Below are 19963 nucleotides of genomic sequence, written 5' to 3'. Positions count from 1 at the left end.
TCCGCCATTGAGCACCCCACCACCACATTCGGGCGGTGCGGGCTCCATACCACCTTTCGGTGGATGGTGCTCCTTAGAAAGGAGGTGATCCAGCCGCACCTTCCGGTACGGCTACCTTGTTACGACTTCGTCCCAATCGCCAGCCCCACCTTCGACGGCTCCCTCCACAAGGGTTGGGCCACCGGCTTCGGGTGTTGCCGACTTTCGTGACGTGACGGGCGGTGTGTACAAGGCCCGGGAACGTATTCACCGCAGCGTTGCTGATCTGCGATTACTAGCGACTCCGACTTCACGGGGTCGAGTTGCAGACCCCGATCCGAACTGAGACCGGCTTTTTGGGATTCGCTCCACCTCACGGTATCGCAGCCCATTGTACCGGCCATTGTAGCATGCGTGAAGCCCTGGACATAAGGGGCATGATGACTTGACGTCATCCCCACCTTCCTCCGAGTTGACCCCGGCAGTCTTCGATGAGTCCCCGCCATAACGCGCTGGCAACATCGAACGAGGGTTGCGCTCGTTGCGGGACTTAACCCAACATCTCACGACACGAGCTGACGACAGCCATGCACCACCTGTGACCGCCCCCGAAGGACCTGCCATCTCTGACAGTTTTGCGGCCATGTCAAACCCAGGTAAGGTTCTTCGCGTTGCATCGAATTAATCCGCATGCTCCGCCGCTTGTGCGGGCCCCCGTCAATTCCTTTGAGTTTTAGCCTTGCGGCCGTACTCCCCAGGCGGGGCGCTTAATGCGTTAGCTGCGGCACAGGGAACCGGAGAGGCCCCCCACACCTAGCGCCCAACGTTTACAGCGTGGACTACCAGGGTATCTAATCCTGTTCGCTCCCCACGCTTTCGCTCCTCAGCGTCAGTATCGGCCCAGAGACCCGCCTTCGCCACCGGTGTTCCTCCTGATATCTGCGCATTTCACCGCTACACCAGGAATTCCAGTCTCCCCTACCGAACTCTAGCCTGCCCGTATCGACCGCAGGCTTGGGGTTGAGCCCCAAGTTTTCACGGTCGACGCGACAAGCCGCCTACGAGCTCTTTACGCCCAATAAATCCGGACAACGCTCGCGCCCTACGTCTTACCGCGGCTGCTGGCACGTAGTTGGCCGGCGCTTCTTCTGCAGGTACCGTCACTTACGCTTCGTCCCTGCTGAAAGAGGTTTACAACCCGAAGGCCGTCATCCCTCACGCGGCGTCGCTGCATCAGGCTTCCGCCCATTGTGCAATATTCCCCACTGCTGCCTCCCGTAGGAGTCTGGGCCGTGTCTCAGTCCCAGTGTGGCCGGTCGCCCTCTCAGGCCGGCTACCCGTCGTCGCCTTGGTAGGCCATCACCCCACCAACAAGCTGATAGGCCGCGAGCCCATCCCAAGCCGAAAAACTTTCCACCAAACACCATGCGGTGCAAGGTCATATTCGGTATTAGCCCCGGTTTCCCGGGGTTATCCCAAAGCCTGGGGCAGGTTGCTCACGTGTTACTCACCCGTTCGCCGCTCGAGTACCCCGAAGGGCCTTTCCGCTCGACTTGCATGTGTTAAGCACGCCGCCAGCGTTCGTCCTGAGCCAGGATCAAACTCTCCAACAAAAACTTGTCGAACAGCAATCAACCTGGCAACAAAAAGTGTTGCCAAAGGAATCCCAACCAGCAACCATCCTCAAAAAGAACAGCCACCAGTCCGGGGTATAAACAAATTGGCACTGGCTTTACAAGCACCCTGTTGAGTTCTCAAAGAACAACCACACACCAACCAGAAACCCCACAACCGCGGAGCCCCCAACCGGGGTATCTCGTTCAACTGCCCGCCGCTCTCGCGCCGGGCACTTTTACTACGTTACCTCACCGTCTCCGCCGTGTCAAACCGTGTGTCCCGGTCTGTCATGCTTCGTACGGGTCGGCACCGCTGAACCCACGCAGCAGTCACCCGCTGCGCCTGATCATCGGATTTGGCAGGCCGGCCGCTGCGGTTTCCCGCTAGCTCGCCCGGTTCCCTGCCGGTCGACAACCTTACCCGGTCGGTTTCGCTCCGCCAAATCCACCCTGCGGCGTATCGGCGAGCCTCGCCCGGACCAGGTCCTGCGAGGCGAGAACCTCGTTCGGACCCGGTACCAGCTCCGGTTCGGACCTCCAGGACTTTCGCCCTGTTTGCCCGTTCCGCGCTGGCAGAGAGAAAGTTACGCGTCCTCAGGTTTGATCGTCAAATCGATGGGTAGCGGCGCGCGTCACACCCGCCCGAGGCCCTCATCGGGGCAGCACTGACGCGTCAGCGGGACGAGCCTGGGGACGGGCGGGAAAGACGTCGGCGGGAAGCGCGCCAGGCACGGATGCCCAGGACTCCGACAGTCGTGCCGATGGCCAGGGACGCGGCGATGAGCAGCGCGTGCACCCAGAGGAAACCCGTCGGGCTGCCCTCGGCGACCACACCGGAAGACCAGGCGCGCTCGTCGTTCCAGATGGCGATCGCGAACCTCGGCCAGATCGCCCAGGTCCACACCCCGACGGCGACCAGGAACAGCGACCAACCACGCGACAACACCATGGTCGGCCAGTATGCCAGCGCGCCGTCGCCGCAGGTCAGGGCACCGGGGACGGCGGAACGTGTTTCCGTCGTGGCCGCCGGGGCACTGTGAACTGCATCGAGCCGATGCGCGGGAGGTGCCACCTATGCAGCCGTTCAACCCCTGGGCCTGGCGGGACCCGTCCGCCCTGGCGGGTGGGTACGACCAGACCCGGCCTGGAGACGTACCGCGGCAGCGCGCCGCGGACACCGACGACCAGCTGGACGCCCCCGGTCCCGGCACGCCGCTCGACCTCACTGGCTACCGGGTGGAGGCGACGGACGGCCGGATCGGGTCGATCGACGAGGCGAACGAGGACGCCGACGCGCGCTACCTGGTGGTGGACACCGGGCCGTGGATCTTCGGCAAGAAGGTGCTGCTGCCGGCCGGCACTGTGGCCCGGGTCGACCACCTGGACCGCGTGGTGCACGTGGACCGCACGCGGGACCAGGTGAAGGAGTCGCCGGCCTTCGACGCGGACCACTTCGCGCACCCCGAGTACCGGGAGCAGGTCGGCAGCTACTACTCCGAGAGCTATCGACAGCAGTGAGCGCGGCAGGAGGCAGCGGCGCAGGCCGGTGAGCGGCTACGGTGTCAGGCATGGTCCGGCCGCGCAGCTACCTCCCGGAGACCCGTGCCGGTCTCCCGCGCCACGCTGCCGACGGCCGGGAGCAGATTCTCGACGTACTCCGTGCCGGCGGACTTCGGTTCCGCGCCGGCGGGCGATGGCGGCGCTCGTTCTGACGAGCCCGCTCCACCGACCCGGGTGACACCCGGGTCGCGTCTCCCCGCCAGCGAACGGCACGAAAGGCGTACGACCATGTCTTCTGCACGCATGCTCACCGGCGACCGTCCGACCGGGCGGCTGCACCTCGGCCACTACGTGGGCAGCATCGCCAACCGGGTGCGGCTGCACCAGCGGTACGAGAGCTTCTTCATCATCGCCGACCTGCACATGCTCACCACGCGCAACACCCGCGCGGACATCGAGCAGGTGGCCCACAACGCCCGTGAGATGGTCACCGACATCCTGGCCGCCGGGGTGGAGCCCGAGCGGGCGACGTTCTACCTCCAGTCGGCGATTCCCGAGGTCGGCGACCTGAACACGCTGTTCCAGAACCTCATCACGGTGCCCCGGCTGGAACGGGTGCCGTCACTCAAGGAGATGACCCGGGACGCCGGCAAGGACGAGATGCCGTACGGCCTGCTCGGCTACCCCGTCCTCCAGGCCGCCGACATCCTCTGCGTCAAGGGACAGGTCGTGCCGGTCGGGAAGGACAACGCCGCGCACGTCGAGGTGACCCGGGAGATCGCCCGGCGGTTCAACCACCTCTACGGCGACGTCTTCCCGGTGCCCGACATGCTCATGTCGGCCACGCCCACGCTGGTCGGCACCGACGGCGCCGGGAAGATGAGCAAGAGCAAGGGGAACGCCATCGCGCTCTCCGACGACGCGACGACGGTGCGCCGCAAGGTGATGGGGATGTACACCGACCCGAACCGGGTCCGCGCCGACGTGCCGGGCACTGTCGAGGGGAACCCGGTCTTCGAGTTCCACGACGTCTTCAACCCGGACCGGGCGCAGGTGGCGGAGTTCAAGGACCGCTACCGGGCCGGGCGGGTCGGTGACGTCGAGGTCAAGGAGGCGCTGGTGACGGCGCTCAACCGGTTCCTCGATCCGATCCGGGAGCGCCGGGCCCGCTTCGAGGCGCAGCCCGGCCTGGTCGACGAGCTGATCGTCACCGGCACCGAGCGGACCCGCGTCGAGGTGCGCCGCACGCTCGTCGAGGTCCGCCGGGCGATGGGCCTGAGCAGCGCATACACCCAGGTGCGGCGTCGGGCCGAGCGCTACCGCAAGGCCGTCGCCGCCTCGGCCTGACAACGGACCGGCCCGGGGTACGCGCTTGCGCCGACCCCGGGCCGGCCGGTTACGCTGCCGACATGGCCAGTTCGCACGCGTACCCGATGACGTCCTCCGACGTCCGGCTCGGCGCGCTGCGACGCCGGCGGTCCCGCGACCGCCTGCGCTGAGCTTTCCCCTCTCGCGACCGGCGGATCGAGCCGCCGGTCGTCATCGATCGTCCTCGCTCCGTCGTCGCGTTCCCGTCAGGTGATCCGCGCGGCGGATCCACAGCGAGATCGGCGTACTCATGGATCTTGAAAAGCTGCTTGCCGACCGGCTGGCGCCCGCGTTCGCGACGGTGGCCGGCGTACCGGTGGACCCGGCCGTGCGGCGCTCGCAGCACGCGGACTTCCAGTCCGACGCGGCGTTGGCGCTGGCCCGGCGGCTCGGCCGCCCACCGCGGGAGATCGCCGCGGAGGTACGGGAGCGCGCGGCGCTCGCCGACCTCTGCGCGGCGGTCGAGGTGTCCGGTCCGGGCTTCCTGAACCTCACCGTGGCCGGGCACGCGCTGGGCGGGCTGGTCTCCGCGATGGCCGCCGACCCGCGGCTCGGCGTGCCCGTCGTGGCCGAGCCGGAGACGGTGGTGGTCGACTACTCGGGGCCGAACGTGGCGAAGGAGATGCACGTCGGGCACCTGCGCTCGACGGTGATCGGGGACGCGGCGGCGCGGACGCTGGAGTGGCTGGGGCATCGGGTGCTGCGCGCCAACCACCTCGGCGACTGGGGCACGCCGTTCGGCATGCTGATCGAGCACCTGCTGGACCTGGGCGAGGCCGGGGCGGCGCAGGAGCTGTCGATGGGTGACCTGGACGGGTTCTACAAGGCGGCGCGGGCGAAGTTCGACGACGACGCGACGTTCCGGGAGCGGTCGCGGCTGCGGGTGGTGGCGTTGCAGGGCGGCGACCCGGCGACGCTGCGGCTGTGGCGGCTGCTGGTGACTCAGTCGGAGAGTTCCTTCCTGGCCGTGTACGACCTGCTCGACGTGACACTGACCGGCGACGACTTCCGGGGCGAGAGCAGCTACCACGACCAGCTCGCGCCGACGGTCGAGGAACTGGACCGGCTCGGGCTGCTGCGGCGCAGCGACGGCGCGGACTGCGTGTTCCCGCCCGGTTCGGTGGGGCGTGACGGCGAGCCGTTGCCGCTGATCGTGCGCAAGTCCGACGGCGGGTACGGCTACCCGGCCACCGACCTGGCCGCGCTGCGGCACCGGACCGGCACGCTCGGCGCGACCCGGCTGCTCTACGTGGTCGGGCTGCCGCAGCGGCGGCACTTCGAGATGGTGTTCGCGGTCGGCGCGCAGGCCGGCTGGCTGGCCGCGCCGGTACGGGCCGAGCACGTCGGGTTCGGCTCGATCCTCGGCCCGGACGGTCGGATGCTGCGCAGCCGGGCCGGCGGGTCGGTGAAGCTGGTCGGGCTGCTCACCGAGGCGGTCCAGCGGGCCACCGCGCTGGCTCGGGAACGCAACCCCGAGCTGAGCGAGGCGGAGGCGGCCGAGGCGGGGCACGCGGTGGGCATCGGCGCGATCAAGTACGCCGACCTGTCCGGGGACCGGCACAAGGACTACGTGCTGGACTGGGAGCGGATGCTGTCGCTGGACGGCAACACCGCGCCCTACCTCCAGTACGCGTACTCCCGGGTCCGGTCGATCTTCCGGCGGGCCGGCGCGGCGGCGCGGCCGGACGCGGTGGTCTCGCTCGCGGAGCCGGCCGAGCGGGCGCTCGCGATGGAGCTGGTCGGCTTCGCCGCGGTGGTCGAGGACGTGGCGGACGGTCTGGAGTTCCACCGCATGACCGCGTACCTGCACCGGCTGGCGGTCGCGTTCAGCGCGTTCTACGAGCGCTGCCCGGTGCTGCGGGCCGACGGGTCGGTACGGGAGAGCCGGCTGGTGTTGTGCGACCTGACCGGCCGGGTGCTGCGGCAGGGCCTGGACCTGCTCGGCATCCGTACCCCGGAACGGTTGTGAGGCCGAGGGGCCAGCGCACCCCCCTGGGCATAGCCCTTTGGGCAGCTTGTGGGCCTGATTCGCGCGTATCTATGGTCGGTGCGTCTCCGCGAGCCCGACATGGGGGTGGGTCATGCCCGAACGTCCGACTACCGGCGCGGCGACGGTGGAGCCGTCGTGAGCACCACCGAAGCACCGACCACTGTCGCCTGGGACGGCACGGCCCGGATCCGCCGCCTCGCCGCCACGATCGCGCTCGGTGAGACTGCCGGCGTCCTGGTGCCGGTGGTGGTGATCGCGCTGATGGCCCGGATCAGCGTCGAGGCGATGTACGTACGCTCCCTCTACGTACCGTTGGCGCTGCTCTTCGCCGCGCTCCAGGTGGGTTTCGACGTGAGCAACCAGGTCGCCGCGTCGGTGAGCCGCGGCGCCGGCCGGGCACGGGACGTCCTCCCGGTCGCCGCCAGCATGGCCCGCGTCGGCACGGCCGTCTGGGGCACCGTCAGCCTCGTACTGATCCTGGCGGCGCCCTGGCTGGCCACGCTGCTGAACGTCCCGGACGCATCAGTGGGGGAATTCGTCGCCTTCACCCGCTGGGCCTGCCTGGCCAACCTGATCTTCTTCCCGACCGTGCTGCTCTCGTCGAGCCTGCGCGGCTACGGCCGGCCGGGCTCCGCGGCGGCCGTGGTGCTGACCGGCGCGACCCTGGAGGTCGGCGGCGTCGCGGTCCTGGGCTTCGGCACCGACCTCGGGGTGTACGCGCTTCCGGTCGCGATCGCGGTCGGCGGCGTCGCCGCACTGACCGTCGGCATGGTGCAGGTGTACCGCTGCGGACTCTGGACGGCGAGTGGGCCGCTGACCTGGCGGCCGGAGGCGATCGGGCGGCTGACCGGCACCGGGCTGCCGGTCACCGCGTCGTTCGTGGTGATGGCGGTGGCGAACGCGGGCCTGCTGTGGGCGCTCAGCCCGTTCGGGCCGGACGTGGTGTCCGGGTACTCGGCGGCCGGCGCGCTGCAGAATCTGCTCATCGTGCCCGCCTCGGCGCTCGGTTCGGCGACCGCGATCGTGCTGAACCAGCTGCGGGGCGCGGGGCGGCCCGGGGAATGGCTGACGGCATTCGGTTCCGGACTGCGCCTGACCGCCGCGGTGTACGCGGTGCTGGCCGCCGCGATCTGGTTGTGCCGGGAACCCCTGGCCGCGCTGCTGGCCGGTGACCCGACCGTCGCGTCGGAGACCGGACGCTTCCTGGCGATCGTCGGCCTGACCTACATCGGTCTGGGCTTGAACGTGATGACGCTGCTCCTTCTCGAACAGGTCGGCGGGGGCCTGGTCGCGCTGTTGCTGAACGTGCCCTACTTCGGGGGCATGGTGGTTGTCGGCAGCGCGCTGGCCCGGACCCAGCAGGATCCGTCGGCCCTGTACTGGACGATCGCGGCGCTCAACGTCGGCGGCATGCTGCTCGTCCCGCTGCTGACGTGGCGGCACGTCCGCCGGACCAGCCGGGCGGAGGCCCGGTGAGCCGCCCCGAGTGGCGGGCGCGGGACGTCCGGCTCAGCGTCACGATCATGCACCATCCGGCTCGCGACGTCGCCCTGGACACGCTCGTCGAGGCATGCCGCCCGCTGACCGCGCGCATCGTGCACGACCCGGCCCCCGACGCCGCGCGCAGCCCGTTGCGAACCGCCAAGGTCGCCTGGGCCTCGATCGCCGAGGGCGCCACGCATCACCTGGTGCTCCAGGACGACGCCCGGGTCTGCGACGACTTCGCCACACACGTGGTCGCCGCGATCGCGCGCCGCCCGGCACACGGCATCGCCCTGTACACCGACTGGAGCAGCCCGCAGAACAGCTTCCTGTGCCGGCTGGCCGCGGTCGCCGGATCACCGTGGGCGGCGCTGTCCCCGATGGAGTGGATCCCGGCGCTGGCGTTCCTGCTGCCGGCCGGCGTGGCCGCGGACCTGGCCGCCTATCTGGCGCCGATCCCGGACGAGGTCACCGACGACGACCAGATGATCGCCCGGTACTGCCGGGAACGTGGGGTGCCGCTGCTGGCCACGGTGCCGCACCTGGTCGACAACCGCGGGCTGCCGACCCTGATCGCCGGGCACGGCGGACGGCACCATGCCACCGTGTGGGCGCCGCCGGTGCCGTCCGACACGCACTGGGAACTCGACCCCCGGGTCGACGTGACCCTGGCGTCGCGGTCCCGCTACCAGTCCCACGACGAGTACGTCGTGCGGGTCAAGGACTCGCGCTGCCTGATCCGGCTGCTCCGGCCGCACACCGGTGAGCCCGGAGGCAACGAGTTCTGCTGGTACTGGGCGGACTGGTGCGACCTGATCGGGGTCGACGCGGAGGAGGTGACGACCGCGCTGGCCGCGTACCTGGACAACCGTCCGGGGCCGCGGCCGCCGGCACGGGCCGCCCTGGAGATCTGGGCCGCCGGATACCTGCTCGGGCGGGAGGCCGCGGCGGTCCGCCGTGACCTGCCCGTCCCACTCGTCCCCGCCCACCCCGCCCGGATCCGTGCGGCCGTGTCGACCTGGGTGGACTCCGGCCTGACCGCCCCGGACGGTACGGCCCTCGGCAACGCCGGCCGGGCCGCGCTCATCGACCTCGGCGTGGCCGCGGTCGCCCTCGGCCTGCACCGCCGGAGCCCTGGCACCTTCGTCACGGCCGGCGTTCCGGCCGACGCCCGTGGAGAGGACATCCGACATGACCACGCTTGCCACGACTCCTGACCCGGCCCTGGGCACCGTGGTCGAACGGATGGCGCGCCGCGAGGCGGCGGCCCACTTCCTCATACCGGCCGATCAACCGCCGGGGGTGATCCGTCCGCCCGCACCCCCGATGGCGGTCCGGATCATGTCCTGCCCGGACTGCGGCGCCGACGCGGTCACCTTCCGGGCCGCGGGCGTCGCGTTGCCCTTCGCGGAGTGGCGGATCGTCGCCGCGGACGACGTCGACACCGGCGGGCTGCCCACGCTGACCGTGCTCGGCTGCGAGTGGTTCGCGCCACGCGCGATGCTGCCGGTGGCGATCGCGATCGAACGGTTCGGCCCGGTGTCGGCGACCGGCTTCCGCAGCCGCGCGGTCGCGGTCACCGAGTTGCGTGGTCTGCCGTTCGACGCCGTACTGGCCACCCTCGACGAGCAGGAGAGCTGGGCCGACGCCGTATGCGCCGGCAGCGGCCTGCCGACGCGGCCGGCGCGGACCGTACCGGCCGCCAGCCGGCTGGTCAGCCCGGCGGCCACCTGGGCCGCCTACCGCGCCTCGGTCGCCGCCCGATTCCTCGGCCCGCACGCGTCCGACGCCGGGCTGGGCCGGTGGAACGAGCTCTACCTGGAGAACCGCCGGGACGCGGCGGTCCGCACGCTGGACGGCTACGCATCGTGCCCGGCCTGACCGCGGACGTGCGCTGGCAGCCGGCCTACTTCACCGGCTCCCGGGCGATCGTCGAACAGCTGACGTGGGGGCAGGTGCTTGTGGAACGCGACATCCGGCGCATGCCGTCGGGCACCGCCTACAACGTCACGGTGCCCGTACTGATCCCCGAGGGAGTGGACCTGGCCATGGTGTGCGCCGCGGTGGGCACGCTGGCCAGTCGTTTCGAGGCACTGCGCACGCGATTCCCGCGACGGGACGGCCGGCTGGTCCAGGAGGTACTCGACAGCGGCAGCATCCCGGTCGGGGTCTTCTCCGGCGCCGGTCCGGCCGAGCAGTTCGCAGCGGCCGCCCGGGAACTGGACGAGCAGTTCCAGGCGGCACCGTTCGACCACGATCGGGACCTGCCGATGCGCGTCCTGGTCTACGTGCACCGGCGTGTGCCCCGCGCTCTGGTGCTCTGCATCGCTCACCTGGCGGCCGACCTGCAGAGCAGCCGTCTGGCGGCACGGGTGCTGGCCGAGATGCTGGCCTGCCGGGCGGCAGGGCACCCGGACCCGGCGACTCCGGAACTGGTTCATCCCGCCGACCTCGCCGCCTTCGAGCGTTCCCCCCGGGGTCGTACGGTCAGCGCCGCCGCCGTCGCCCACCTGCGCCGGCAACTGAACGCGGTCCCGCTCGACAACTTCGCCGCGGTCCGGCCGGTGGCGCCGGCCGAACCCCGGTTCTGGCGCGCTGTCCTGGACTCGCCGATCTCGGCGCCGGTGCTGGGGTTACTCGCCGACCGGTACCGCACCAGCACCGCCACGGTCGCGCTCGCGGTGACCGCGGCCCTGCTGGGCGTGGTCGCCGAGACCGACCGGTGCGGGTTGCTCCTGGTCGCCGGCAACCGCACCACGGCACCACAGCGGGCCTCGATCGGCACGCTGACCCAGCACATGCCGGCCGTCGTCGACCTGACCGGGCCGGCCTTCTCCGACCTGGTCCGGCACTGTTGGGGCACGGCCGTGCGGGCCTTCCGGCACGGCCGCTTCGATCCGGTGGACGGGTGGGCGGCGCTGGCCGAGGTGAGCCGGGAACGCGGCGCCGAGCCGGAGATCCGCTGCTTCTTCAACGACATGCGCGGCGCGCCGGAGACGCCGCCCGTCACCGCGCCGCTCGACCGTGACGCGGTGCAGCGGGTCCTGACCGAGCCGAGCTTCCGGTGGACCGAGCGCCGGGCGGCCGGCCCCTCGTTCTTCATGGAGGTCGGCGACGTGCTCGACACCCCCGGGCAGCTGCGCTGGACGCTGCTCGGGGACACCACCCTGCTGCCCCCTGAGCTCATCCGCGCGGTCCTGACCGGAGTGGACCGCCTGCTGGTGCGACTGCTCGACACGGATCTGCTCCTCTCCGAGGTGGGCGAGGCCGCCGGTCTGCGCGGCGTGGTGGCCCAGCACTGAACGATCCGATCGACCGGGGCGGGGCGGCGTGGGCGCCCCGCCCCGGTCTTTCAGCCCTGGACGGTGGCCGTCAGCTCCGGCCGCGCGTCACCGGTCTCCGGAGCGGAGGGGACCTGCGGACGGCCACCCAGGAAGCGAGGCGCCCACCACGCGGCGCGCCCGAGAATCGCCATCGTCGCCGGCACCAGCAGCATCCGGACGATCACCGCGTCGATCAGGACGGCCAGCACCAGACCCAGGCCGACCTCCTTGATCGGTGCGAAGCCCCCGGTCATGAAGCCGGCGAAGGTGACCGCGAGCAGCAGGGCGGCCGCGGTGACGATGCCACCGCTTCGCTGCAGGCCCTCCCGTACCGCCTGGTCCGGGGTCGCGCCGGCGAAGCGGCGCTCACGGATCCGGGAGAGGACGAAGACCTCGTAGTCGGTGGAGAGACCGAACGCGATCGCCGCGACGACCACCGGCACGGTCAGGTCGATGCCGTCGAGCCGCTCACCGCCGAGCAGGCCGACCAGGTGCCCCTCCTGGAACACCCAGACCACCACACCGAGTGCGGCGAACAGGCTCAGCAGGTTGGTGAGCACGGCCTTCAGCGGGATCAGCACCGACCGGGTGAATGCCAGCAGCAGGACGAAGGTGGCCAGCAGCACGATGCCGCCGGCGATCGGGAGGCGGTCACGCAACTCCTGCTGGTAGTCGACCAGACGGGCCGCGTCCCCGGTGACCTGCACCGTGAAGGGGGCGTCCAGGTCGCGGATGTCGCGTACCGCCTGGGCCGTGTCCGGATCGCTCGTCGGGTTCTTCGGGGTGGCCTGAAGAACGGCCAGCTCGCCACCGCTGCGCCCCGGGTTCACCACGGAGACGCCGGGCACCGCCGCGACCCGCTGCCGGAACTCGGCCAGGTCGGGGTCGTCGGCCGAGGTCCGGGCGACGATCGTGATCGCGCTCGGGCCGGCAAGTGCCGGGAAGTGCTCGCGCAGCTCCTCGGTGAGCTGGCGGGTGGCACTGTCGGCCGGCAGCGACCTGGGGTTGCTGGTGTCCAGCCGCAGGTCGGTCGCCCACAACCCGGCCACGATCAGGCCGACGAGCACCACCAGCAGGGTGAGGACCGGCATCTTCTGCACCCCACGGGCGACCGCGGCGAACGACCGGCCACGTTCCTTCCGCGCCCGGCCCGGCTTGATCCTGTTACGCAGCAGCTGGAGCAGCGCGGGAAGCAGTGTGATCGCGGCAAGCATGTCGATCAGCACCACGGCGGCGCCGGCCACGCCGATCGACCGCAGGAACGGATCGGCGAAGACCACCAGGCTGGCCAGGCTGACCGCGATGGTCAGGCCGGAGAAGACGATGGTCCGGCCGGCGCGTTCGGAGGCCCGCACGAGCGCCTCCTCCGCGTCCTCGGTCAGCGCCCGTTCCTCCCGGAACCGGCTGACCATGAGCAGCGCGTAGTCGACGCCGAGGCCGATGGCGAGCATCGTGGTGACCTGAATCGAATAGATCGACACATCGGTGAAGAAGCTCATCACCAGCAGCGTGGAGAAGGTTCCGCCGACACCGACCAGCGCGATCAGCAGCGGTAGCCCGGCGGCGATCAGCGACATGAAGACCAGCAGCAACAGGAGCAACAGCAACGGCGCGGACACGATCTCGGCCCGCCGGGTGTCCGAGGTGGCCTGGTCGTTGAACTCGCGGTCGGTGAGCGGGCCGCCGGAGACCACCGCTGTCGCGCCGTCGATCCCGGTCAACTGCGTCCGTACCTTGTCGGCCAGCACGTCGCCCTGGTGCGCCAGTTCCACGTTCACCAGGACCGCCGCGCCGTCGGTGGCGACCGGGGCCTGGGGACCGAACGGGTCGGTCACCGCCAGCACGCCGTCGATGGCGCGCAGCTCGGTGAGCGCGGCGGAGACCTTTGTACGAAAGGCGGGGTCGGTGGCCGGGCCGCCGGAGATGACCGCGTTGATCACAGGTGGCGCCAGCTTGGCGTCACCGAGCGCCTGGGCGCCCTGCTGCGACTCGCTGCCGGCGATGGCGCCGACGCTGGTCGTCATCCGGGCGAAGACGCCGTTTCCGACAGTGAAGCCGGCCGCTGCGATCACCAGCCAGATGACGAGCACGACGGCAGGACGCCGGCGAGCGAAACGCGTAACGGCACGGATCATCACACAGCTCCTCAGGACGGAAAGATCGATGTGATCTCATCCTGGTGAAGCGGGCCTCCCTGCGGATCGCCGACGAGAGCGAAATCCGTTCTCACCCGAGCGAGGGAGAGCGCTCAGTCGAGATCCTCACCGGGACTGATCAGCCCGGCCTCGTAGGAGAAGACCACCGCCTGCACCCGGTCCCGCAGGCCCAGCTTGGCCAGCACGTTGCTGACATGGGTCTTGACGGTGTGATCGCTCACCGTCAGCCGGGCGGCGATCTCGGCGTTGGAGAGCCCGCGGGCGACCAGGCAGAGGATCTCCCGCTCCCGGCCGGTCAGATCGTCCAGCAGAGCCGGCGGGCGGATCGCGCCCTGGGGCCGCCGCAGCAGGTCGGCGATCACCCGCCGGGTCACCGTCGGCGCGAGCAGCGCCTCACCCTTGGCGATCACCCGTACCGCCTCGACCAACTCGGCCCGGCGCATGGTCTTGAGCAGGAAACCGTTCGCGCCGGCGCGCAACGCGTCGTGCACGTGCTCGTCGACGTCGAACGTGGTGAGGATGAGCACCTGCGCGTCCGTGGTGGCGCAGATCCGGCGGGTGGCCTCGATGCCGTCGATCGGGCCCTCCATCCGGATGTCCATGACCACCACGTCCGGCTTCTTCTCGGCCACCACCCGCAGGGCCTCCAGGCCGTCCGCCGCCTCGCCCACCACGGTCAGGTCCGGCTCCGCGTCGAGGATCATGGCGAAGCCGCCCCGAACCAGATCCTGGTCGTCGACGACCACGATGCGCACCATGGGGCGCCACCCCTCGATTCGTAGCAGCTCACTCGGTAGGCAGGACGGCGCTCACAGTGAAGCCGCCGCCATCGGGACCCGCTCCGACGCACAGCTCACCACCACAGGCGGTGACCCGCTCCCGCATGCCCATCATCCCGTATCCGCCGCCGACATCCACCGCACCGATGCCGTCGTCGGTCACCGTGACCCGGATTTCGCGCGGGCCGAACTCGATCAGCACGTCCACCATCGACGCCCGCGCGTGCCGGATGGTGTTGGTCAGCGCCTCCTGCACCACGCGGAAGACCGTGGCGTCCACGTCGGCGGGCAGTGGTCGCTGCTGCCCGCGCCAACGCAACGCCGCCTCCAGGCCGCCCCGACGCGCCTCGCCGAGCAGTTGCGGTACGTCACCCACCCCGGGCGCCGGGGCCGGCCGCTCCTCACCCTCCGCCGAGCGCAGCGCGGCCAACGACCGCCGGAGCTGGGCGATGGCGGACCGGCCGCTCTCGGCTATCACCTCGAAGGTCTTCTCGACCCGAGCCGGGTCGGTGCGGGCCACCACCGGCCCGGCCTCCGCCTGGACCACCATGATCGCGACCGTGTGCGCCACGATGTCGTGCACCTCGCGGGCGATCCGGTTGCGGTCGCGTGCGGCTGCGGCGGCTCGCTCCTCCTCCTGGCGGGCAGCCCGTTCCTCGAGCACCGCGATCCGGTCGCCGCGTCCTCGGGAGGCGATCCCCATGCTGTACGCCGCCACGTACGCCATCCCGACGTACCCGAAGGTGGCGGCACTCTCGCCCGGGACCACGAGTGAGACGACCACCCCCACCGCCTGCACCCCGATCGCGACCTGCCGCCACGGGGACGGGCTCAGCGACGCGAACGTGTACGTCGCCACGAGCGGCCCGAAGGGCAGCGGCGGCATCTGGTGCGAGAGCCCGAGGACGCTGATCGCCAGGCCCACGGTCACCGTGGTGAGCAGCGGAGCACGTCGGCGCCAGATCAGCGGTAGCGACGCGCCGGCGGCCACCAGGATGTGCCAGACCTTTCCGTCCTCGGAGAACGCCACCGGCAGGGCGGTGCCGACGAACACGGCCACCGCGATCAGCCCGTCCAGCCAGAGCGTGGCGTTGCGGGGCAGCCGCGCGGGTCGCGCCTGCGCCCGGACGGTGGCCGGAAGAGGCATGGACAACGGCACGATCGGCTCCTCAACGCGCGGCGGTCCCCAGTATGCGGCTCCGGAGGGCCGTCCGGCCGGTACGCACGCGCCCGGACCGCCGTCGATGTCCTGTTCAGGACATCGAGGTGGAGACCGGGACGAGCGGATCGGTTGAATCGAGTTCTGTCGCAGAGAGAAGGAGGCACCACGTGGGCGCAGTCCGCGTCGCCATAGCCGGGGTCGGCAACTGTGCCGCGTCGCTGGTGCAAGGCGTCGAGTACTACCGGGACGCGAGGACGACCGACACCGTTCCCGGCCTCATGCACGTCGCCTTCGGCGACTACCACGTCGGCGACATCGAGTTCGTCGCCGCTTTCGACGTGGACGCGAAGAAGGTGGGCCGGGACCTGTCCGAGGCCATCGTCGCGAGTGGCAACAACACCATCAAGATCTGCGATGTGCCCCCGTCCGGGGTCGTCGTGCGGCGTGGCCCGACGCTCGACGGTCTCGGCGAGTACTACCGGGAGATGATCGAGGAGTCCGACGAGCAGGCCGTCGACGTGGTTCGCGCACTGCGCGACTCCGGGACCGACGTCCTCGTGTCGTACCTGCCGGTGGGCTCGGAGGAGGCCGACCGGTTCTACGCCCGGTGCGCGCTGGAGGCGGGCGTGGGGTTCGTCAACGCGCTGCCGGTGTTCATCGCCTCGGACCCGGTGTGGGCGGCCCGGTTCACCGAGGCCGGCGTGCCGATCATCGGCGACGACATCAAGTCGCAGGTGGGCGCCACCATCACCCACCGGGTGCTGGCGAAGCTCTTCGAGGACCGCGGGGTCCGGCTGGAGCGCACCTACCAGCTCAACTTCGGCGGCAACATGGACTTCATGAACATGCTGGAGCGTCGCCGGCTGGCGTCGAAGAAGCTGTCCAAGACCCGGGCCGTCACCTCGCAGGTGCCCCACGAGATGGCGTCCGGCGACGTGCACATCGGTCCCAGCGACTACGTGCCGTTCCTGGAGGACCGCAAGTACGCGCTGGTGCGCCTGGAGGGGCGGGCGTTCGGCGACGTGCCTCTGCAACTGGAGTACAAGCTCGAACTCTGGGACTCCCCCAACTCGGCCGGCGTGATCATCGACGCGGTCCGGGCGACCCGGATCGCCATGGATCGGGGGATCGGCGGGCCCATCCTCTCCGCCTCCTCGTACTTCATGAAGTCGCCGCCCGAGCAGTACGACGACGCCGCCGCCCGGGACGCCGTCGAGCGCTTCATCCGCGGCGAGGTCGAACGCTGACCGGCAGGTGACGGGGGAGCCGGAGTCCGGCTCCCCCGTTGTCGTCCGTCACGGTTTCCGCCTCAGATCGCGAGGAACTCGTGATGGTGACAGACGGCGGGATCCGCTCCGGCCAGCGCCACGGCACCACGGAAGGCGTCGTGGTCGGGCAGGTCCCGCAGGAAGTAGGCGCCGGGCAGCCGGCCGGACGGATCACGGACCACAGCCCCGCTCGCCACGCCGGGGACCGGCAGCCGCAGCCCGAGCGCCAGGCGCGCGCCGGCGGCCTTGACACACGCCTCCTTGCGGGTCCACAGCCGCAGGTAAACGGCGTAGGCCCCGGTGCCCGCGGCCGCCACCCGGGCGGCCTCCGCGGGGGTGAAGAAGCGCGCGGCCATCCGCCGCGGATCCAGCCCGGACCGGGGATGGTCCAGGTCCACGCCGACCTCCCGGCCGGCGACCGCGATCACCGCCCGCTCCCCGGCGTGCGCCAGGCTGAAGTGCAGTGAACTGCCCGGCACGTACGGCCGCCCGCACGGCTCGCGGCGCAGCGGCAGCGCGGTGGGCCGCAGGTCCAGCCGCGCGGCGAGGATCCCGTTCAGGGCGGCGTGCGCCACGACGAAGCGCCGGCGCCCGTCCGGGTCGCCGATGGCGGCAGCGCGCCGCAGTTCGGCCTCGCCGAGCCAGCGCGCGGCGTCGACGTCGCGGTCCAGGTGGACGGTCCAGACGTCGACGCCGTCCGGCTCAGTCACGGTCGAGTTTGCCCTGGACGAGGCCCTGGAAGGTGTTGAGTCGCTGGATGTTGCCGGTGCCTTCCATGAATTCGACGCCCCGGGCGTCGCGGATCAGCTTGTCCAGCATCGGCTGCGTCAGCCGTGCGCCGGGGCCGAAGTACTCCAGCGCCTCCAGCGTCACCTCCTCGGCCAGCCGGGCCGCCCGGGCCTTCGCCGCCGAGGCCAGGTGGCCGTTGGCGGGCTGGGCGTCCACGATCGCGGCGGCCTGCCAGATGAGCTGCCGTACGCCGTCGATCCGTCGGCCGGTCCGTTCCCAGCGCAGCCGGTCGGCCTTGGACAGCGAGCCGCGTTGCTCGGTGACGTAGTCGTGCGCGGACCGGGCAATGCCCAGTGCGATCGCCGCCACACCGGGCCGGAGGCGGTTGAACATCTGCACGCCGCTCCACACCCCGCGCCGGGTGGGACTGAGGTGGCGGCCGAGCACCCGGCCCTCCGGAACCGGCACGCCGTCCAGGGTGATCGCGCTGAGCTGGGCGCCGCGCAGGCCGATCGTCGGGATCGGCTCGGCCTTGAAACCGGGCGCGCCGGTCTCGACCAGCACCGCGGTGGCGCCGAGCGGACCGGGCCGGTCCCGGGCGAAGACGACGCCGACCTGGGCCCGGGCACCGTTGCCGATGTAGCGCTTGGCGCCGCGCAGAAGCAGACCTCCCTCGCCGTCGGGGTCCAACCTCGTACCCATCGCGGCCGCGTCCGAGCCGTGGTCGGGCTCGGTCAGCGCGAAGAAGGTCCACGTCGGCGCGGCCAGTAGCCGACCGTAGAACCACTCCTTCTGCTCCCTGTCGGCGAGCAGGTCGACGAGCACCCCGGACAGCGAGGCGCCGGGGGACGCGAGCATCATGCCGGCGTCCCCGGCGGCGATCTCCTCGGCGAACACCACCCGTTCCATTGCTGTCATGCCGTCGAACCGGTACCTGCCGATGAGCGTCCGGTCGGGCAACCAGGGCGCCGGGACGAGCATTGTGGACAGGTGCCGTACGGCGGGATTGTCCAGGCACCGGTACACGGTGTCCGGGTCACGGTCCAGCTCCAGCGCCGTCGAGCGCAGGTCGCGCGCCCAGTCCCGGGCGTGCGCCCGGGCGGCGCCGAGCCGATCGTCCAGTTCGATCACGGCGCCCACTCCTCTCCACCGATCCAGGCGTCGGCCAGCAACTCCGACGCGTTGACCACCGCGCCCGGTCCGTCCGCGGTGAACCCGCTGGCCCCGAGCAGGCGCAGCAGCATCCGGTCAGCAGTGGTGATCTGCCGGTGCAGCCAGGCCAGGGATCCGGCTGGCGGCGGCGTACCGGTCAGCCGGACCTTGATCTCGATCTGCTCGGTGACGGCGTCCGCCAGAGCGCCCTTGATCATCTGTTGCAGCACCAGCGGGGTGTCGCCGACGCGGCGGTCACCGAGGTGAGCGACAGTGACATCGAGCAGGGCCTCGGAGAGCCCGAGCCGGAGCCCGGCCAGCGCGGCCAGCCAGTCCGGCCAGGGCGCCGGCGCACCGGCCGGACCGGGGACGCCCCGATAGCGGACGGCCGCCAGCGGGCCGTCCGGTGTCTCGACCGTGCCGATCCGCTCCACGGCGAGCGGGTCCAGTGCGGTGATCGTGTCCCCGGTCCAGACCCGGCCGGCGTCGTGCAGCGCCGGCTCGGGCAGCACGCAGCACCCGGTCGGGCCGCACGGCAGGGCACGGTCCGCCAGCGTGGCGTGCATCGCGGTGAGCGTGGCGGTGAGCCCGCCGGCCCGGGCGCTGCGGCGGGCCTCGTCGGCGATCACGACCGCGTCTCCGGGTCGGAGCCGGCGAAGACAGCCACACAGAGGGTGCCCGAGACCGGATCGTGGTCCGCCACCGCGATCGGCCCGGCGGTGCCCGCCCGATGCCGGGCGAACTCGGCCCAGACACCGGCCGCACCCAGCCCCGGCGCCGGAACCGCCGGGCGGCCGGCGGTCAGGCCGGGCCCGGCGATCAGGACGGCATCCGCCGGCACCAGCTCGTCGAGCAACGTCCCGCCCGCCGCCGGCGAGACGTCCGGGCGCTGGTGCACTGTGGTCCCGTCCGAGTCGGCCGGCTCGAGCAGCACAGCCACCCCGACGTCGTGGCCGGGTACCGGATAGCGGGGCCCGACCAGCTCGTACGACATCGTCGTCTGTTCCAGGATCAGCAGCAACGCCCGGCAGCCCGGGAAGTCGCCGGAGTAGGTGCCGAGCAGCCGCAGGGCGGTGAACGCCGCCGCCGGTCCCTGGTCGGAAACCGCGAAGGCGAGGGGATCGCCCTGCACCAGCTCGTTGAGGTAGCAGGCGGTGACCCGGCGCGGGTCGCCGTCCGGAGTGGAGTGCGCGATGGCGATCAGGTCCACCGGCGCCGCGAGGTCGAGATCGCGCACCAGGCGGTCCGCCATCCCGGTGAACGAGTTACGGGCGGCCGCCGCGTGCCGATCCCGGTCGAAGCGACGACCGTACAGCTCGGTCATGTCCGAGAGGTATTCCTCGAGCAGCGGATCGCCCTGGTACGGCTCCGGATCGGGGTCGAACCGGCGGGCGATCACCTGAGTCGGCCTGAGCCGGCCCGTACGGACCGATGAAGCCGGGGCGATGGACAGGAACAT

16 protein-coding genes and 1 rRNA gene are annotated in these 19963 nt (G+C 71.1%); 8 read left to right on the top strand and 9 right to left on the bottom strand.

Features of this window, described 5'->3' with window-relative positions; translation table 11 throughout:
* Positions 1-77: 77 nt before the first annotated feature.
* Positions 78-1592, bottom strand: a 16S ribosomal RNA gene (locus ACSDG8_RS18425).
* Between the two features lie 676 nt (positions 1593-2268).
* A complete protein-coding gene (locus ACSDG8_RS18420) occupies positions 2269-2544 on the bottom strand; it encodes an SCO4848 family membrane protein (RefSeq protein ID WP_374223556.1) in 276 nt (91 codons plus the stop codon).
* A 125-nt stretch (positions 2545-2669) separates the two neighbouring features.
* On the opposite strand from ACSDG8_RS18420, the gene ACSDG8_RS18415 reads away from it, so the two are divergent.
* From ACSDG8_RS18415 to ACSDG8_RS18385, 7 genes are all read left to right on the top strand, one after another.
* The gene (locus tag ACSDG8_RS18415) at positions 2670-3113 is read left to right on the top strand and encodes a PRC-barrel domain-containing protein (protein ID WP_210895471.1); all 444 of its coding nucleotides are present in this window, start codon (positions 2670-2672) and stop codon (positions 3111-3113) included.
* A gap of 270 nt (positions 3114-3383) precedes the next feature.
* Positions 3384-4442: a tryptophan--tRNA ligase gene (gene trpS / locus ACSDG8_RS18410; RefSeq protein WP_210895470.1), complete on the top strand. Its 1059-nt coding sequence runs from the start codon at positions 3384-3386 to the stop codon at positions 4440-4442.
* Between the two features lie 271 nt (positions 4443-4713).
* The gene (gene argS / locus ACSDG8_RS18405; protein WP_439427097.1) at positions 4714-6432 is read left to right on the top strand and encodes an arginine--tRNA ligase; all 1719 of its coding nucleotides are present in this window, start codon (positions 4714-4716) and stop codon (positions 6430-6432) included.
* A gap of 156 nt (positions 6433-6588) precedes the next feature.
* Positions 6589-7929, top strand: coding sequence for an MATE family efflux transporter (locus ACSDG8_RS18400; protein ID WP_210895468.1), 1341 nt, complete (start codon positions 6589-6591; stop codon positions 7927-7929).
* Positions 7926-9152, top strand: coding sequence for a hypothetical protein (locus tag ACSDG8_RS18395; protein WP_210895467.1), 1227 nt, complete (start codon positions 7926-7928; stop codon positions 9150-9152). Before ACSDG8_RS18400 ends, ACSDG8_RS18395 begins: the two co-directional genes overlap by 4 nt.
* Entirely contained in the window at positions 9127-9816 is a 690-nt protein-coding gene (locus tag ACSDG8_RS18390) for a hypothetical protein (protein ID WP_210895466.1), read from the top strand. Before ACSDG8_RS18395 ends, ACSDG8_RS18390 begins: the two co-directional genes overlap by 26 nt.
* On the top strand, positions 9804-11237 hold the full coding sequence (locus ACSDG8_RS18385) for a condensation domain-containing protein (protein WP_210895465.1): 1434 nt from the start codon (positions 9804-9806) through the stop codon (positions 11235-11237). Before ACSDG8_RS18390 ends, ACSDG8_RS18385 begins: the two co-directional genes overlap by 13 nt.
* Before the next feature lie 50 nt (positions 11238-11287).
* Here the strand turns inward: ACSDG8_RS18385 and ACSDG8_RS18380 are convergent, their stop codons facing one another.
* From ACSDG8_RS18380 to ACSDG8_RS18370, 3 genes are all read right to left on the bottom strand, one after another.
* A complete protein-coding gene (locus ACSDG8_RS18380) occupies positions 11288-13393 on the bottom strand; it encodes an MMPL family transporter (protein ID WP_210895464.1) in 2106 nt (701 codons plus the stop codon).
* A 113-nt stretch (positions 13394-13506) separates the two neighbouring features.
* The gene (locus tag ACSDG8_RS18375) at positions 13507-14172 is read right to left on the bottom strand and encodes a response regulator (protein ID WP_210895463.1); all 666 of its coding nucleotides are present in this window, start codon (positions 14170-14172) and stop codon (positions 13507-13509) included.
* Between the two features lie 28 nt (positions 14173-14200).
* Entirely contained in the window at positions 14201-15352 is a 1152-nt protein-coding gene (locus tag ACSDG8_RS18370; RefSeq protein ID WP_210895462.1) for a sensor histidine kinase, read from the bottom strand.
* Positions 15353-15522: 170 nt separating this feature from the next.
* Here ACSDG8_RS18370 and ACSDG8_RS18365 point away from each other — a divergent pair, with 170 nt between their 5' ends.
* Positions 15523-16602, top strand: a complete 1080-nt coding sequence (locus tag ACSDG8_RS18365; protein WP_210895461.1) for an inositol-3-phosphate synthase — start codon at positions 15523-15525, stop codon at positions 16600-16602.
* Between the two features lie 62 nt (positions 16603-16664).
* On the opposite strand, the gene ACSDG8_RS18360 is transcribed toward ACSDG8_RS18365, so the two are convergent.
* The 4 genes from ACSDG8_RS18360 to ACSDG8_RS18345 are packed head-to-tail and all read right to left on the bottom strand — an operon-like array spanning position 16665 to position 19963.
* Positions 16665-17333 carry a 4'-phosphopantetheinyl transferase family protein gene (locus tag ACSDG8_RS18360; protein WP_210895460.1) on the bottom strand — a complete coding sequence of 223 codons (669 nt, stop codon included), beginning with the start codon at positions 17331-17333 and terminating at the stop codon, positions 16665-16667.
* On the bottom strand, positions 17326-18483 hold the full coding sequence (locus ACSDG8_RS18355; protein WP_210895459.1) for an acyl-CoA dehydrogenase family protein: 1158 nt from the start codon (positions 18481-18483) through the stop codon (positions 17326-17328). The genes ACSDG8_RS18360 and ACSDG8_RS18355 overlap by 8 nt, the downstream gene beginning before the upstream one ends.
* Positions 18480-19133: a hypothetical protein gene (locus ACSDG8_RS18350; RefSeq protein ID WP_210895458.1), complete on the bottom strand. Its 654-nt coding sequence runs from the start codon at positions 19131-19133 to the stop codon at positions 18480-18482. Before ACSDG8_RS18350 ends, ACSDG8_RS18355 begins: the two co-directional genes overlap by 4 nt.
* Complete coding sequence (locus tag ACSDG8_RS18345; RefSeq protein WP_210943055.1) at positions 19130-19963, bottom strand: hypothetical protein; 834 nt, start codon at positions 19961-19963, stop codon at positions 19130-19132. The genes ACSDG8_RS18350 and ACSDG8_RS18345 overlap by 4 nt, the downstream gene beginning before the upstream one ends.

Source organism: Micromonospora sp. LA-10 (assembly GCF_051853095.1).
Lineage (GTDB): Bacteria > Actinomycetota > Actinomycetes > Mycobacteriales > Micromonosporaceae > Micromonospora > Micromonospora echinospora_A.
Note: the sequence above shows the minus strand (reverse complement) of the source record. Positions and strands in the feature narration are given on the sequence as shown.